14 protein-coding genes are annotated in these 16,100 nt (G+C 44.1%); all 14 read right to left on the bottom strand.

Annotation, left to right across the window (positions count from 1 at the left end):
- Positions 1–152: 152 nt before the first annotated feature.
- The gene (locus ACFQ0C_RS07040) at positions 153–986 is read right to left on the bottom strand and encodes a hypothetical protein (protein WP_379365304.1); all 834 of its coding nucleotides are present in this window, start codon (positions 984–986) and stop codon (positions 153–155) included.
- A 16-nt stretch (positions 987–1,002) separates the two neighbouring features.
- Complete coding sequence (locus ACFQ0C_RS07045) at positions 1,003–2,190, bottom strand: ABC transporter permease (protein ID WP_379365306.1); 1,188 nt, start codon at positions 2,188–2,190, stop codon at positions 1,003–1,005.
- Between the two features lie 29 nt (positions 2,191–2,219).
- Positions 2,220–2,918 (bottom strand): ABC transporter ATP-binding protein, encoded by a 699-nt coding sequence (locus ACFQ0C_RS07050; protein ID WP_379365354.1) that lies wholly within the window; start codon positions 2,916–2,918, stop codon positions 2,220–2,222.
- A gap of 88 nt (positions 2,919–3,006) precedes the next feature.
- Positions 3,007–4,710: an alkaline phosphatase gene (locus ACFQ0C_RS07055; RefSeq protein WP_379365356.1), complete on the bottom strand. Its 1,704-nt coding sequence runs from the start codon at positions 4,708–4,710 to the stop codon at positions 3,007–3,009.
- A gap of 910 nt (positions 4,711–5,620) precedes the next feature.
- Positions 5,621–6,991: an ABC transporter substrate-binding protein gene (locus tag ACFQ0C_RS07060; protein WP_379365308.1), complete on the bottom strand. Its 1,371-nt coding sequence runs from the start codon at positions 6,989–6,991 to the stop codon at positions 5,621–5,623.
- Between the two features lie 78 nt (positions 6,992–7,069).
- Entirely contained in the window at positions 7,070–7,894 is an 825-nt protein-coding gene (locus ACFQ0C_RS07065; protein ID WP_379365310.1) for a carbohydrate ABC transporter permease, read from the bottom strand.
- Positions 7,891–8,823 (bottom strand): carbohydrate ABC transporter permease, encoded by a 933-nt coding sequence (locus tag ACFQ0C_RS07070; RefSeq protein ID WP_379365312.1) that lies wholly within the window; start codon positions 8,821–8,823, stop codon positions 7,891–7,893. Before ACFQ0C_RS07070 ends, ACFQ0C_RS07065 begins: the two co-directional genes overlap by 4 nt.
- A gap of 255 nt (positions 8,824–9,078) precedes the next feature.
- Positions 9,079–9,924 (bottom strand): sugar phosphate isomerase/epimerase family protein, encoded by an 846-nt coding sequence (locus tag ACFQ0C_RS07075; protein WP_379365314.1) that lies wholly within the window; start codon positions 9,922–9,924, stop codon positions 9,079–9,081.
- Positions 9,925–10,025: 101 nt separating this feature from the next.
- On the bottom strand, positions 10,026–10,865 hold the full coding sequence (locus tag ACFQ0C_RS07080) for a sugar phosphate isomerase/epimerase family protein (RefSeq protein ID WP_379365316.1): 840 nt from the start codon (positions 10,863–10,865) through the stop codon (positions 10,026–10,028).
- A 57-nt stretch (positions 10,866–10,922) separates the two neighbouring features.
- Complete coding sequence (locus ACFQ0C_RS07085; RefSeq protein WP_379365318.1) at positions 10,923–11,990, bottom strand: Gfo/Idh/MocA family protein; 1,068 nt, start codon at positions 11,988–11,990, stop codon at positions 10,923–10,925.
- On the bottom strand, positions 11,987–12,817 hold the full coding sequence (locus tag ACFQ0C_RS07090) for a sugar phosphate isomerase/epimerase family protein (protein WP_379365320.1): 831 nt from the start codon (positions 12,815–12,817) through the stop codon (positions 11,987–11,989). Before ACFQ0C_RS07090 ends, ACFQ0C_RS07085 begins: the two co-directional genes overlap by 4 nt.
- Before the next feature lie 191 nt (positions 12,818–13,008).
- On the bottom strand, positions 13,009–14,070 hold the full coding sequence (locus tag ACFQ0C_RS07095) for a LacI family DNA-binding transcriptional regulator (RefSeq protein WP_379365323.1): 1,062 nt from the start codon (positions 14,068–14,070) through the stop codon (positions 13,009–13,011).
- A gap of 50 nt (positions 14,071–14,120) precedes the next feature.
- Positions 14,121–15,128, bottom strand: coding sequence for a C-terminal binding protein (locus ACFQ0C_RS07100; RefSeq protein ID WP_379365325.1), 1,008 nt, complete (start codon positions 15,126–15,128; stop codon positions 14,121–14,123).
- Positions 15,129–15,283: 155 nt separating this feature from the next.
- The gene (locus ACFQ0C_RS07105) at positions 15,284–16,075 is read right to left on the bottom strand and encodes a VOC family protein (RefSeq protein WP_379365326.1); all 792 of its coding nucleotides are present in this window, start codon (positions 16,073–16,075) and stop codon (positions 15,284–15,286) included.
- Positions 16,076–16,100: the final 25 nt, after the last annotated feature.

Raw genomic sequence — 16,100 nt, forward strand, 5'->3', positions numbered from 1 at the left:
CCTATATTACCCATTATTTAGGATTCGATTACCGAAAGCAAGCTAAGCCTCGAACTGAAATAAACGGTAACCTCAAAGATTGGCTTATGCTTAAAGCGCCACATCTTTGGGGTCACCGCTTACTTTACGGATCAGGACTTCCCTATTTATTGCTATTCCTTTATCTTTTCAAACTTTGCATCATACATCCTGAACATAGTCTTATAACCGGACTCGTCAACCTTAATCCCGACATCCAGTCTGCCGGTGATTTTTAGAGGACCTGTAGTAAACCGAAGCTTATCCCCTTTGGGTAAATAGACGATCATGATCTGGTTCCAATAGGTTTCATCTCCGTTGTCAAAGGGACATTCGGCTCCAGGCTGAGGAATAAGCAGGAACCAGTTTTTTTCCATCGACAGCACTTCACCCATATATCCTTTGATTTCCACCTGTTTCCCGCTTAAATCCCAAAACTTATCCGAGGGAGTTGTCTGCTTATCGTTGTCGAAAAACTCCGCCCATTTAATCTCTGATTGATTAGCGCTTGCCGCCGGCTTCTTTGCAGGTGCTGCTTCTTGTTTCTCTTTCTCGGTGTTTTTCTTTTCCTCAGCGGCAGTATCAACCTGTGGTTCGACTTTTACAGCTGCTGCCGTCTCTATAGCTTGCTTAACCGGCTGTTCCGGTTGTTTAACGGGTTGGTCCGTTTGTTTTACCTTCACTTGCTCCTGTTCCTTCGGGGGATCAACTGGGGGAGAAGTGACGCTATTATTCAATACTGGAACTACGGGAGCATCGACTGAAGCAGCTGGTTCAGCTTTTTTCAATTCCGGTTTCTCTGCTGCTGGCTTCTTATCTTCGGTGACGACCGGGCTCGCAGAAGCTGACTTTTGCGGCTGCACTAACGGCATTGCTTCAGAAAACGTATGAACCTGCTGCTCGGAACCTTTATTTCCACACGCGGATAGGAGAATACCAAGCCCTACAATTAAACTTATCCACTTCATGATGTTCACCTCCTGCTTAGCTTCTAAATAATTGAAGAGTTTCAACCTTGTACACCCGATAGGCTGGACCAACGGAGGCTAGAATACCTAGCACGATAGTACCTGTTACTAAGTAAAGCTCGGTAGCTTCTATAGCAAACGCATTAATATGAATACCCGAGAATTCAAACATCATATTACTGCCCAGATAGCATCCCAGGTGGCCTATAAAAACACCTAATACCAGACCGATGGTTGTGATAAGCAGCCCTTCACCAATTAATGTAACCCATATAAAAGATGCCGATTTGCCGATCAATCTCAATAAACCAACATCCTTTTGCTTCTCATGAATAGCGGCGACCAGAGACAGCGCAATAGAAATGGTGGCAAGCAAAATACATAATACGGTTACGACTGTAATTAATTCAGTTCCTCTGTCAACCATATTGACTACATCCGCAACGACTTTACTTGTATAAACCGCCTGGATATTATTCAGCTTGTCATATTCCAGCTTAATCGCTTGAGTACCACCCAGAGACTTCGGTTTGACCAAAATAGCTGTTATTTCCTGCTGCTCGGCCTTCTCATTGTGATGAACCTTCCAAGCATAGTCGAGGGTTGTAAAAAGCGCCCGATCATCCGCACTATTCAGAGTGGGGAGTATACCCACTACCGTATAAATAAATTGGCTGTGCGCTTCTTCCTCCTCTGCATCGTGATCCGAATGCTCCATCTCTTCCGCTTCATGATGTTCAACAAGACCATGTCCGCCTTTAAATGTATCTCCCACTTTCAAGCTTGCCATCTTCGCGACATGCGAGCCTATAACAACCTCTCCGAGCTGATTGTACAGCCTTCCTTTTGCCAAACTTCGTTCACCATATCTTACCGGAAAATAGGCGGGCCCGATACCGACAATAGGGTACCCGTTATAATTATCGCCCGTAGTCATAGCAAAAGCTTTATCCACCTCTTTATTGCTCTGCAGCTTTTCCAAAATAGAATGAGGGATATTACCTGTTGGTGTGCCCACATGATACAGTGAATTTAAAACAAGCTGAGATTCGCTCCCCTTGGCACCGACAGTCAGCTCAAAAGGACCGTAGCCCTTCGCTGCTCCTTCTTCAATTCCCGCTTTGGCGAGCATAAGAATAACTACTAGCGCAACCGTCAGCGCTACGGAAATGATAGTCAAAAGAGACAGCGTCTTGCGATACACAATGTTTCTCCATATAAGATTCAACATGGTTAGCCTACCTTTATTTCATTGGTTATGTTCTTCGATATATCACGCTTTACAAGCGAATTGATTTCATTGATGTGAATGGTTTTTTGAAAAAGCTCAGATAAATGCAAGTCATGAGTGACAGCAACTAAAGTGCTTCCTTCTGCATCGCATAGATCGATTAACAGAGACATAATCTGGCGGGCTGTTTCAAAATCAAGACTTCCCGTAGGCTCATCGGCTAAAATAAGAGACGGCTTGTTGATAAGCGCTCTTACGATAGCTATACGCTGCTGTTGGCCGCGAGATAATTGAGCAGGTCTATGATCTTTTCTATCGAGCATGGCTACTTTCTGTAACCATTCATGAACTTTCTTTTTTCTGTCTGCTTTTGCTATATGCGATGGGAGCACAAGCTCAATATTTTGCTCTGCGCTCAAAGATGGAATTAAATGGAAATCCTGAAATATATAACCGATTTTCTCGGCTCTGTATTGATCCCTGGCAGCTTCAGACAATTCATGCAACGGCTTAAGATCGACGCTTATGCTTCCACTATCCGGTTTAAGAATACCGCTTAACAAATGCAGCAACGTACTTTTACCGCTACCGCTTGGCCCTATAATAGCAACTCTTTGTCCCCGCTCTATTTCCCAATGCGGCACATCAAGTATTGGCAGGCTTTTGCCATTCAACAAAAAGGTTTTGACAACACGGTCCATAATGATCACTTATTTCACCTCAAGAGTAAAACAGGAGAACTCTAAAAAGTTCTCCTGCTTCGGTATAGTATAGTAAGCCGTTATCGAATTACTTTAAAATTAGACGCTCGGATAAAGCATCCCATTTCATGCTCATGCCAGTCAGTTGGTTGAATGCATCAAGAGACAAGTAAAGCGTTCCATTATCCAGGTTAGCTGCAAGTGAAGATTCTTTTCCGTTCAGTGTTACGCTGTTGTTCTCTACGTTAACTGTCAAGGTTTGCGCGCCCTTAGTAACTTTTACACTGTGGGAAGCTTCGTCCCAAGCTACTGTTGCACCCAATTTGTCAGCTAAAGCTTTTACCGGATAAAGTACAGCGCCTTCGCGGGTAATTTTAAACTTAGGGTACAAGTATTTAGCTTGCATTTCAGCAGAAGTGGCTGCAAGATCCAAACCTACAACTTTTGCCCCTGCGAATGCGATTTGTGTGTTATCAATGTTGCCTTTTACCATATCAGCTATCGGACCATAAGCCCATACGCCAACATCAACCGCGGAGTGACCATGGCCAGCCCAACCAACTAACAATCGTTTGGACACGACTGCGTTATACGCACCTTCTTGCTTATAAGAGGAACCGTCACCTTTAATGATAAACTCAGCTTCCTCATCGCTTAAATCAGTGATCCAAGTATTTTCAGCAACAATAGCGCGAACTTCTTCAACCGTTTTGGCTTTAGCTAGAGCGGCGTTGATAAACTCGGATGATTTCTTTTGCTTGCCCCACAAATCAATATTCAGCTCGTAGATGTTGTCACGGGACAAAGACAGTCCGCCTGTTTCATGGTCAGCTGTAATAACAACGGATGTGTTGCCATCTTTCTTAGCAAAATCCATAGCAACCTTCACAGCTGCATCGAAATCCAAAGCTTCTTGTACTGCAGTTGGGAAGTCATTTGCATGGGAAGCATGGTCAATACGTCCGCCCTCGATCATCATAACGAAACCATTTTTTTGAGCAGACAAAATTTCAATCGCCTTCTCCGTCATAGCACCAAGGCTTGGGATCGTATTGTCACGGTCAGGCGTATAAGCTACATGGGATCTACCGAACAATCCTAGAGCCTTTTCGTTTTTAGCAGTCAAGGATTTTAAGCTGTCTGTATTTTCAACGACTTTATAGCCTTTTGCTTCAAAATCGCCAATGATTCCTTTATCTGTACGCTTACCTTTCTCTTCTTTGCCTACGAAGAAATCTTTACCGCCGCCAAAGAGTACGTCTACGCCACTATCCAAGTATTGGGATGCGATAGCATTTTCATTATCACGGGAGCGAACATGGGAGGCATAAACAGCCGGAGTAGCATGGGTAATTCTGGCTGTAGTAACCAAACCTGTTGCTTTGCCTTTTACTTCCGCAGCTTCAATAATGGATGCAAACGGTTTGGAAACATCTTCATTCGAAATACTGATACCCGCGTTGTATGTTTTGTTACCCGTTGCAAAAGCTGTTCCGGCTGAAGCCGAATCCGTTACCGCTCCGGAAACGAATACTCCGCCATCTTCACCTGGATCTGCATATGTAGTAGCTTGGCCAACATAATAGCCGTCTAAATTCAATTTGTCTTTACCCAGCGCAGCTTTGGAAAAATAACGAGCAGCTGTAACCTGTGCTGGGCCCATTCCATCACCAATTAAAACAATAAGGTTTTTGGATGCTGTTGCTGGTGCTGCTGGCTTTGTTGCTTCTGTTGGTTTCGATGAATCTGTAGTTTTAACTTCATCCGCAGCACTGGATAGTGGAATTGGCATTATAGATAGAAGCAAGCTGGTAGCGAGTAATCCTTTAGTAAGTTTGTTCAAAACAAAGTCCCCCCAGATAAATTAATGTATGTTCATATAATATCCTAATATAAATTGGCCCCCGGATTGTCAACCGATTGTAAACTACAGTTTAAGATTATATTAAGTTGCTGAAAGAAAGGCTTCTATTCGAAGCCCGTTTGATGAAGATACATTCATTATCACTCCTCCCCCTCCCACACCGATGTTCTCTTTGTTCTACTATTTACTGTGCGTGCTTTCTTACTCTTAACCAGTCTTCGATGCGGCATTTATAGCTGCCAAGTGCTTTTCTTTGTTAGTCGAAGAATTAGCGGAAGTAATTGTTCCGTTATGGCTTAGAAAGCACACAAAAACAGAGCGATAACGGAACAGTTGCTTCCGCTATCGCTCTGTTTTGTACATATTTCTCATCATTCGCCCCACATAGCGGAATTCTGACTTCCGCTATCATCCTAAATTGGATGCTCCAGACTAAATAACGGAATTTCAAGTTCCGTTAAAGACCTTTAAAACACATAACTACTCCCCGCTTATAAAAAGGAGCTCGCTCGATGATGATTGAATACGAAAAAAATAGTAAGAATTCATTTATGTTAAGAACTTAGAAAGGGTACCCTGCTTCATACTTTGGCGCTCTAAAGAACTATGCTACCTAAATGGTTGATATTTTCTTAGGTATTTGGGGGAGAAGATAGCATGTCCCTACATCTATCTAGCCTAAGGGTCAAGCTTCGCTCTCGCTAAGCTCCCTCCCTAAAACTATACAAAACAAAAAAAGCCCCGCGTCATTTTCAACGCGAGGGCTAGTCTATACCATGTTAACATTTGCTGCTTGAAACTAGCCAAGCACAAGAACGTACACATGAACAAGCTTTAACTATTTCACTGTTTTGTTGTACAGCTGAATCTTGGAAGTTATTTCTTTTGCTGCTGCATCCAAAGCTTCCTTCGGAGACTTCTTGCTGTTGAGCACTTCTTCGATCGCACCTTCAACAATTTGTCTTGCTTCCGGGAATACACCCATGACCGCGCCCTGTGTTGCTGTGTTCAGCTTCGTTTGGTGAAGTTGGTCAATCGCAGTCTGGAACTGAGGGAACTGTTTTAGGTTAGTCTTTACAATCTCTTCGTCATAAGCTTTTTTGGTGATCGGGAAGTATCCGGTATTCACGTGCCAGTATGCCTGCTCTTTAGGTGAAGTCAAAAATTTGATGAAGTCCCAAGCTGCTTTTTGCTCATCATCGGGACGATTGTTCATCATCCACAAGCTGGCTCCACCGACAACGACGCCGCCCTCTTTCGCATCTGCTGGTTTCGGGAGGAAGCCTGTGCCCACTTCGAATTTGCCGCCGGCGCTATCAACAAGCCCTTTAAGTGCTGCCGTGGACTCCAGGATCATCCCTACCTGTCCAGCGGAAAATGCCTTCTTGGAATCATCTGTCTTGCGGCCCAGATTGTTTGCAGCCTTCGTGTCCACCAAGTCCTTCCACCAGGTCAACACTTTCACGCCCGCATCCGAGTTCACCAGTGATTCGGTTGCCATCGAAGTCCGACCGTTCCCGTTGTTTATGAATTCCGCACCTTGGTTGGCAAATAACTGCTCTATGAACCAGCCGTAAATCGCAAAGTTTGCTCCAGTAGCTTTACCGGACTTGGTGATGGCATCTGCCGCAGTCTTCAATTCCTCGAAAGTTTTCGGAGGTTTCGCAGGATCAAGACCGGCTGCTTTAAACAAATCTTTGTTGTAGTAGAGAATCGGATTAGATGTATTAAACGGCATAGAGTATAGTTTGCCGCTCAGGGTATAGTAACCAGCAATATTCGGTTCCAGCTGCGACGCATCCCACTTATCTGCATCAATGAAATTTTGCATCGGAGTAATCGCTTTGGAATCGATCATGAAGCGACTGCCGATCTCGTACATCTGTACGACTGAAGGGCCTTCGCTTGTACCCATCGATGCCTTCAGTTTGCTGAGCAGGTCATCGTAACTTCCTTGATAAACCGCTTCTACTTTTATTTTATCCTGGGAAGCGTTATAATCGGCCGCCATTTGCTCAACGACTTTAGTATTCGCTCCACCCATCGCATGCCAGAAGACCACTTTCTTAGGTCCGCTTGCTGCAGTTGCTCCTGGTTTGGCTGGCTCCGGTTTTTTACTGTCCGTGCTTTCCCCCATATTTACACTACATGCCGAAAGAAACATCATGGTGGCTGCCAAAACTAAGCTCGTAAACCCTTTTTTCCCCATTGTCTATACATCTCCTCGCTCAAAATGAATGAAAATATATGATTAGCCTGTTAGGTAAACAGACGGATCAACGCTAGTTTAACCTTTCAATGCGCCTGAGGTAATTCCACGTACCAGTTGTTTCACTCCAAAGGCCAATAAAAGAAATGAAGGAAGCAGAACCAACGTAACCCCTGCCAAAATCAGATTCCACGACATGACTTCGGCATGCTGCAGCATAGCAACTCCAATTTGCACTGTTCTCATGGAAGCCCGGTTCGTAATCAGAAGGGGCCATAAATAGTGGTTCCAATGCGTAAGGAAAACATACACCGCCAAAGTGGCCAGAGCAGGACGCGAAAGCGGAAGCACAATCGAGAAAAAATTTCTGAGATGACCGCATCCGTCGATTTTGGCCGCATCAAACAGCTCATTAGGCAGCTGCAGGAAAAACTGGCGAAGTAAGAACACCCCGAAGGCACCGGCCATAAAGGGAACGATCAGTCCCTGGTAGCTGTCCATCCATCCCCAATCCTTAATAGTCAAATAATTCGGAATGATGGTGACTTCCCAAGGAATCATCATGGTCGAAAGAAAGACGACAAACAGAATATTTTTCCCCTTAAAATTCAGAAATGAAAAGGCATAAGCTGCCAGGCTTGACGTAATAATCTGGCTCACAGTGATCCCCGAAGAGACAATAACACTGTTAAGAATAAAACGGATGATTGGAAAGCCGACAATGGCGTTCTTGAAATTTTCCATATACAGCTGAGAAGGAAATAAGGGGGGCGGGAAGTTCGAGACTTCCTTATCTGTCATGAACGATGAGAATACAGTAAATATAAGCGGATACAAAACCACTAGAGCCAGCACCATCAGCAATAAGTAATTCAGAGTCGGCGCGATTCTTCTCGCTATCATTGATAATGCACCTTCTTTTCCAGAACTTTAAACTGCACTACGGTCAAGATCATAATAATCGCGAAAAGAATCAAAGCCTGTGCACTTCCAATCCCAAAACGGAAATTGACGAAAGCGTCCTGGTAGATGGAATATACGATTACATTCGTTGTATTCATTGGACCGCCTTTTGTTAAAATGTGAATTTGGCCGAAAGCCTGAAAAGCACTAATCACAGACACGATCAAGGCAAAGAAAATGGTAGGCGATAAAAGCGGGAGGACGATTTGGACAAAGGTTCGTACAGGACCGGAACCATCCACTTTAGCGCTTTCATAAATTTCTTCCGGAACCCCTTGTAGACCGCTGGACAGGACGATAAACAAAAACCCCATATTCATCCATATCGTCATAAGAGAGATTGACACCAGTGCCCATGAAGGACTCGTTAACCAGGGGATCTGATCGATATGCGCCAGACTTAAAAAGTAATTCAGCATCCCGGCAGTCGGATGGAACAGCAGGAACCAGATGATGGACCCTGTACCCACCGATATGACGATTGGCAGGGAAAAAATGAATTGAAATATTTTCATGCCCCGTAATTTATTATGTGTGATGGCCGCCAAAAATAGAGACCATATGATCGAAGTGGGTACAGTTAGCAGGATGAATAGCAACGTCACTTTTAAATTCGAATAAAACTGTCCGGATCCAAGTAAATCCATAAAATTTTCGAGACCAACAAATTCAACGACCCTTCCTCTCGGGTCCGTAAGCGTCATACTTAAGTAGATTGATTTGGCCATTGGATAAAAAAGAAACGTAACAAACAAGATCAGGGAAGGAGCTAAAAATAAATAAGCTAAAACATTCTCCCCCCCATTCTTTTTCTTCGTTCGAACCCTTACATCCGCCCTTAAGTTTAAAGCGCTTTCATTATTTGGCATTCGGCATACCCCTTTCTTATGAGTTGCATTCTTATTGAAGGTAAAGCGCTTTCTCTTCATCTCTGGGTCGATCCATCATTTTTCCGATTTCGCCCCTTTCAGAGAAGTATGTGAATAATAAGAGAATAAAAAAAAACATAAATTAACATGTCTTATTTAACATGCAATCTATGTGAATCTCTTAATCTCCGTCACAATTATTAACTTGATCACATCATACCTGTTAACCCATATATTGTCAACAAAATTATATTATCAGTCTATTCTAAGATCGGGACGAATAGAACGTAAATAATTCAGGCTTCTGCCTATTCCTTCTACCACATCGTCCACCTGTTCATATTCGATCAGATAGACACCTTGAAAGGACACATCCTTCAGCAGCTCATCATAATTCAGATCATCGTCACCAGGCGCGCATGCTACCCAATAATTATCAGTCTGTTTCCAATCCTTCAAGTGACAGTAATTGATCCTTCCTCCCAGCAGTTTAGCGTAATCCGCCAATGGCCTCGATGGATCAACGGCTTTTAGATTACCGGGATCGAAGTTGAAGCCGACATTGAACGGCAATTCTTTAAGCAGCCGCTGCAAAGAGTTCCACTCCGTGGATGTCGTATGTTCATGGATGAATCCATTGTTCATTGGAGTATTACGCCCATGTGTCTCTATAGAGATCACCATGCCAAATTCCGAGCAAAGATCATTCATCTCGACAAATGCCTGCAGCATCCATGCCCGGCGTTCCTCCGTCATCTCAGCAGCAAGCTCGAATCCTGTGAACAATCGAACATGGGTGGCATTCAGGCGGGAAGCAAGCCGTATGTCATGAGCTACCCGCTCCTTCATCTTGCTTAATTGCTCCTGTCCTGCTATTGTAAAATCGTTGTCCAATGCCACGAACGGAGCTTTGATACCGTAATCCTTCATACAAGTTAAAAGATCGTCTATACCCTTTTGGCCGATATCCCTTTGAATCCGTCCGGGAAAATCACCCCCTATTCCAAGCTCCAAATAACGAAGATCGAAATTTCTTGCTATCCTGCAATGCTCTTCTATCGAACGGTACTGTAAGCCCCATTCCCCTAATCCTACGATCATGCTATACTTCCTCCCATTGTTAAAAGCATTAAGAACTAGCCTGCTCAAGCTCGTTTAGTACTAACTCCTGCTTTGTTTCAGGATTGCTAATAACGCTCTGCTTAGAAGTATTTTTTAATAAGGCGCTTCAATTCATATCTCATCAATATTGTCTGTTCGACAGGACTCATGCCGGCAGCCTCTTCAGCAGGACCATTAGAAAATTCCATGGCTATAATCCCTTTCCATTTGAGCCCGCGCAGTCTTTTCATAATCCGGTCATAATCAATCTCCCCGAACTCATAAGGACATTTCGCCCAACCAACCGCTGACTGCCGAGCATGCATGTGACCCATATGTTCAAGCAGCTGCATAGACTCATCCTGATCGATTCCCTTTGCTTGAAAATGCAAGAAGTCTAATGTAAACTTCAAGCCTTGCACTTGCTGTACCATTTCCAGCGCTTTAGCCGGGAGCTTCAACAGCGAATGCATGCTGGGTTCCACATGGAACTGAACGCCATGATCGGCGGCAATGCTAACCAGTTTTCTTAGAACCTCTGCCGCGTATTCAAAGGAACGTTCATAGCCCATATCTTTTCTAAGCAAGCCCGCCGATCCAACAATACTTGAAAAACCGGACTGGCTGGCAAACCTGCAGATTTTATCAAAATTCCCATACAAGGAATCTCTTTGATGAACTTCAAGCTCACTGGGGCTATAGCTTTGTCCATTCAACTGCATATTGCCCATAAAATATTCAGCCAATTTAATGTTATATTTTTGGGAGAGCTCTTTCGTAATTTGGGCTTGTTGATCCGGGTTCTCCAAAACATCCGCTTGCTTTATAGTCTCAACGCCATCTACATCGATGTAATCAAACCCTAATTTTTTAATGAATGAAAAGGTTTCATCCGGGGTTCCCGGCCCATAGTTTCTTGAATGGCAGCTAAGCCCTATCATATGTTTGCACCTCATCTAAAATGTTGGCATTCGTAAATATTATCGTTAATACGAATGTTAGTCCATGTGATTTTGCCGATGACATTCCTCAATAACCGCGACACGCTGGCGGACTTGATCGAGGGTAACTTCCAAAGGAGCCTTATGAATTATGGTTTGATACAGCATGTTATAAAAGGTTTCCGTCATAGCGTTCATCAATTTTTTATTGCTCGGGTCTCCCTCGTAATCCCAGCTCTCTTCATACCACTTCAGCTGCTCCCGGCAGTATGCAGGCTCGCCTTGCTCATTGGCAATAGGCTGCGTATCCAGCTCATGCTCTTGCGCTTCCTCCGGCTTGAAATATTTCCAATCCAAATGGGTCGTTGTCCCTTTAATCCCGCCATTGGTACCTTGAATGTGGTACGTACAGTTTGGATAGCTGTTGCAGGAGGAAACCTCTATATCAATAACAGGCCGGCCTTTGCCATGTAAAATTACCTTCACATAATCTTCCGCATCACCGGAAGTATTGGCTCTATCCATAAAACAGGTGACATTGGGCATCAAGTCCGTGCCGAAAATTTGCAAAGCCTGATCAACTGAGTGCGGACCGTTGTTCAGCAGATTGCCGCCGTTGTTCGCCTGAAGCGTCTGCCAATCCCACCTGCGGGAGAAATTGCTATCCACAATGCTGACATGCACCACCCTGCCGATTATTCCCGAATCTATAATTTCCTTCACTTTCACAAATCCGGGAGTGTATCGTTTTTGATGAAAGGCAACCAGCAGCTTGCCTGACCTCTTGGCTGCTTCTTCCAGCATATCCAGCTCGGCAACGGTTCGGGCAACAGGCTTCTCGCAGACTACATTGAACCCATTTTCAAGAAATAAGCGGGTAACCGGAACATGCAGCTGACTAGGAGCGGCATTGACGATTAAGTCTATGTCAGTCCGACCAAGCAATTCGTTGTAATCCGCTACAACATCGCATCCATAATCCCGCTTAGCTCTTTCCAATCTTTCCGGTGCCGCATCGGCTATAGCCACAATTTCATATTGCTCTTTCATACTGCTTAACGAGTTCGTATGAATGTTTAATCCACTGCGGCCTTGGCCGATAATAGCTACTCTTATTCTACTCATCGCAACTCCTCCGCTGCACTCCTCATATACTGCGCATATTGAGGGAAAGCCACTTCCGGTTCTTCCAATTCCTCAAGGTACCAAGCCTTTTCCCATTCATACACGTAATAACCTTCATAACCCTTGTCCTTAAGCAGTTGAAACATACCCTTCAAAGGGATATCGCCTTGACCGGTAAGTACGTATCTATGAGGGTGTCTGCGGCCTGTTCCGTCCACCTTGACCGAATCTTTGACATGGGTATATTCAATCCACTGGCCCAAAGCATTCCATGTATCTTCTGGCTTCTCGCCGATTGTGCGGTACGGATGATGCAAATCCCAGAGGACGCCGGCTCCTTCATGATTCACCTGCTCCATCACCGGCTGCATATAACGGCAATCGGTCCAATCATCATGCGTTTCCACCAATACTTTGGCTCCGGAAGCGGCGGCGATTTGGGCCATTTCCTTCAGATGCTTCACGATTAAACGCGTAGCTTCCGTACGGTCGAGATCCCCTATTTTACCGCCGAAAACCCGTATGTAGGGAGTCCCGAAAGCTTCGCATAGCCGTGCATATTCCTTGACTTCTTCGAGATTTTGCTCGATTTTTTCTGCTGACACCGCTTGCACGGAACTGGAAAAACAGGATACCTTCAATCCGGCGTCCTTAATGAGAGCCAGTGACTCTTTCACATTCGTCGATAGCTCCGGAAGCTTCCATACATTCATTTCACCTTGCAAACCACGGAAATCGATAGCATCAAAGCCGTACTCCACAGCATTCCGTACAATCTTGTCAAGCGACCAACCGGGACAACCTAACGTAGTAAACGATAACTTCATTTTTTTATCTCCTCTATGCAATATTTTTGGAATATGCGGCGGCCACTTCGAGCTCATCCGCTGGTATGGATAGAAATGCATTCATCATTCTCATTATATCTCAAGTGATAGCACCTTAGGGAAAAAAATCCAATGATTTTGAATTTCTCACGGCTCTTCCAGCTTCCTTAATTGGGTTTCCCTGACCCCGATTAATCTAACTTTCCGTTGAAAAGTCCTCCGCTCCTTTTTTTAAATCCGCATGATTGTCTGATTACTAAAGTGGGCTCGATTTCAACTCTTTTTGGCTTTAGCCATGTGGATGTTTCCTGATCTGATATTAACGAGAATAGAAGCTCTGTAGCCCGGGTAGTTAGTTCTTCAACTTTATAAGTTATAGTCGTTAGCGGAATTTCTGCAAATCGGGAAGCCTCCAAATCATCAAAGCCTATAATGGCTACGTCCTCAGGTACCCTTAAACCTTGCTCACGACACCAACGGAGTGCACCGAGTGCCAAATAATCGCCCGATGCAAGAATTGCCGTAGCTGACCCATTTCTCAAAATTTTGGATGCGGCACGATAGCCCTGTTCATAGCTGGAATTTTCTACTGTAGCCACCTGATTCGGGTTGTATTCAAGCCCGCTATCCTTCAGAGCAGCGATATAGCCCTGGTGTTTTTCCGTATTTCTTGCCCCTCCATATATAATCGCTATTTCTTTATGGCCCAAGCTTGTCAAATGCCTGGTTGCCTTATAAGCGCCAAGATATTGGTTCATATACACGGAATCACTTGGCAGATTAAAGTTCCCGCCGGATAACAGGATAATAGGATAATTCGCCTCTCTTATAGCCTTAATTTTTTCCTGACTTTTCTTCTGGTTCTGTATATCGGTTGGAAACATGAAGATTCCATCAACTTGGCGTGACAGCATAATATCCAGCGCTTTGGTTTCGTAATTTTTATCGTAATCACTGGTCATCAGCATCATGTTATAGCCGTTAGCTAACAGCTTTCTTTCGATATTCTGGGCTGTTTCGATTTGAATAGGGTTCGTAATGCTAGGCAATATAAATCCAATGACAAAGGTTCTTTTTTGTACGAGGGAACGGGCGATTGAATTAGGAATATAGTTGAGCGCCTTGGCGACTTCTTGAACCTTTAATTTAGTATCTTCATTAATGCGGCCACTGTCCTTTAAGGCTAAGGAAACCGTATTAATAGACACGCCTAATTTCCTTGCTATATCTTGCTGCCTCACTCGTCTGTTCATAGATAATCACCTAACATTCTGTTTGTAGATGCCCTCTTTCACCTTTTGTATCATAATCTGGCGCTCCGCTCTTTCAGGGCTGCGCTATTTTTGACTTGGGCATTAGCCAAATACTGTGGATAAAAACCTGAAAGGACATCTACAATATTTTGAGCTACTTTGCCTTTCAATTCCCGTTCCGATTCTTCAGAATACCAGGCAACGTGAGGATTCAATATTACCTGTTCCATTTGTAAAAGCGGATTATCCGGTCTAATCGGTTCATACTCAAGCACATCCAGAGCAGCACCCGCAATATGAGAGTTTTGAAGCGCTGTGATCATTGCTTGCTCATTGATCAAAGGCCCTCTGGACGTATTAATGATTATGGCCTCCCGCTTCATCAGGCTGAATTGTTTCGTACTTATAAGCCCTTGAGTTCGTGGGTTTAGCGGGACGTGAACAGAGATAAAATCCGATGATTGACATAAAGTATCCAAATCAACTAATTCAATCTCGTATTGGGAAGCAATCTCACTTGTAATGAACGGGTCATAGGCTTGGACTCGTAAGCCGAGCGCCTTCGCTTTAAGACATAAATTTTGAGGAATTTTGCCGAAGCCCACCAAACCTAATACTTTTTCTCTCAAACGGTAAATCGGAATCGCCTTTTTGTATTCCCACACACCCTGTTTAACGTAGGCGTCAAGCAAAGAAACCTTGCGAGCGGATGCCAAGAGCAGCGCAAGCGCATGATCAGCGACCTCGTCGATACAATAGTCGGTACAATTGGCAACAACGATTCCTTTATGAGTTGCCGCATCCAGATCGATCGTATTTACACCTACGCCGTAGCGGGAGATCACCTTGCAATTGTTCAAATTTTGAATGACCCTTGCACTTATAGGTGCATATTGATTCAGGATCGCGTCTGCATCCCTTGCAAGCTCAATAACCTCTTCTTCCGTCCGGCACTGTGCTGATGTAACAAACTCAACGTCCAGCTGTGCCAGAACATCTTGCTCGATTTGAAGACTTTTATATTCGTAATCCGTAATAACCACTTTATATTTAGCCATAACGTATAGGGCTCCTTCCCCTTATGTTGAAATGCAGCTATAACCTTATGGTTATAGCTGCACGACTGTGTATATTTTTACAGTAACTTATTGTTTATGATCTCACACAATTTCTTGCAACCTTCACCATGCTACAAAACTGCTCGGAGCTCAACTTATAGTTCTCTCAGATCCTTACGGTCTACGAACTCAATTTTTGCACCATTCGGGTCTTTAACCATTGTAATTCTGCCAATCCCTGTACCCGCTGTTTTCGGGAAGCCCGGAAGTATTTCCAATCCCTGTGAAACGAAATATTCACTCAGCTCGTCAACATTATCCACTCTCAAAGCGATATGTCCAATCGGAGGAGATACCGGCTGTTGATTAGGACGATTTAGCAATTCAATTACATCATAGCCATAGTTCAGGTACACCATCGTTAAGTCAGTCGCCTCCACCTTCATGCGGATAAGCTCTTTCATGCCCATTTTCTCGGAGTAAAATTGCTCTGCTGCCTCAAGATCGTGAGCCGATAAGGAAATATGGTCAAATCCTAGCACCCGGCCCCCAACATCAGCAACGCGATACGTATTATCTCTTTGAATAAGCTCAACGCGAGTCCCGATGGAATCCGTCAAGAAGGTCAGCCTGCCGTCTCCTGATCCGGCTACCTTTGGTGCGAATTGAAATTCAAAGCCGTCTGCAAGCAGCTTTTCGTAATCGCCATCCAAATCGTCCGTAAGGAAGCAAACGTGATTCAGCCCCAGATTAACACGGTCCGCTTCATTTTGCCGGCATAAGAGCTCAATCATACCGCTGCCCAGCTGTACATATATACATTTGGTGTTATTGCCTGGAATATAGCTCTCGTTAACAATCTTCCCGCCTAGAATATCCACATAAAATTTAATATTTTCTTCGGCATCTCCAGCTACAATACCAACATGGTTCAATTCAGTAATCATTTTCTCTGCCTCCTAGTATTCGTTA

Origin of the sequence: Paenibacillus sp. GCM10027630, assembly GCF_042676305.1 — a bacterium.
GTDB lineage: Bacteria > Bacillota > Bacilli > Paenibacillales > NBRC-103111 > Paenibacillus_S.

What these genes read in the sequence shown, in the direction of transcription:
- ACFQ0C_RS07040 (WP_379365304.1), bottom strand. Translation starts at nt 986, where the DNA reads ATGAAGTGGATAAGTTTAATTGTAGGGCTTGGTATTCTCCTATCCGCG.
- ACFQ0C_RS07050 (WP_379365354.1), bottom strand. Translation starts at nt 2,918, where the DNA reads ATGGACCGTGTTGTCAAAACCTTTTTGTTGAATGGCAAAAGCCTGCCA.
- ACFQ0C_RS07055 (WP_379365356.1), bottom strand. Translation starts at nt 4,710, where the DNA reads ATGCCAATTCCACTATCCAGTGCTGCGGATGAAGTTAAAACTACAGAT.
- ACFQ0C_RS07060 (WP_379365308.1), bottom strand. Translation starts at nt 6,991, where the DNA reads ATGGGGAAAAAAGGGTTTACGAGCTTAGTTTTGGCAGCCACCATGATG.
- ACFQ0C_RS07065 (WP_379365310.1), bottom strand. Translation starts at nt 7,894, where the DNA reads ATGATAGCGAGAAGAATCGCGCCGACTCTGAATTACTTATTGCTGATG.
- ACFQ0C_RS07070 (WP_379365312.1), bottom strand. Translation starts at nt 8,823, where the DNA reads ATGCCAAATAATGAAAGCGCTTTAAACTTAAGGGCGGATGTAAGGGTT.
- ACFQ0C_RS07075 (WP_379365314.1), bottom strand. Translation starts at nt 9,924, where the DNA reads ATGATCGTAGGATTAGGGGAATGGGGCTTACAGTACCGTTCGATAGAA.
- ACFQ0C_RS07080 (WP_379365316.1), bottom strand. Translation starts at nt 10,865, where the DNA reads ATGATAGGGCTTAGCTGCCATTCAAGAAACTATGGGCCGGGAACCCCG.
- ACFQ0C_RS07085 (WP_379365318.1), bottom strand. Translation starts at nt 11,990, where the DNA reads ATGAGTAGAATAAGAGTAGCTATTATCGGCCAAGGCCGCAGTGGATTA.
- ACFQ0C_RS07090 (WP_379365320.1), bottom strand. Translation starts at nt 12,817, where the DNA reads ATGAAGTTATCGTTTACTACGTTAGGTTGTCCCGGTTGGTCGCTTGAC.
- ACFQ0C_RS07095 (WP_379365323.1), bottom strand. Translation starts at nt 14,070, where the DNA reads ATGAACAGACGAGTGAGGCAGCAAGATATAGCAAGGAAATTAGGCGTG.
- ACFQ0C_RS07100 (WP_379365325.1), bottom strand. Translation starts at nt 15,128, where the DNA reads ATGGCTAAATATAAAGTGGTTATTACGGATTACGAATATAAAAGTCTT.
- ACFQ0C_RS07105 (WP_379365326.1), bottom strand. Translation starts at nt 16,075, where the DNA reads ATGATTACTGAATTGAACCATGTTGGTATTGTAGCTGGAGATGCCGAA.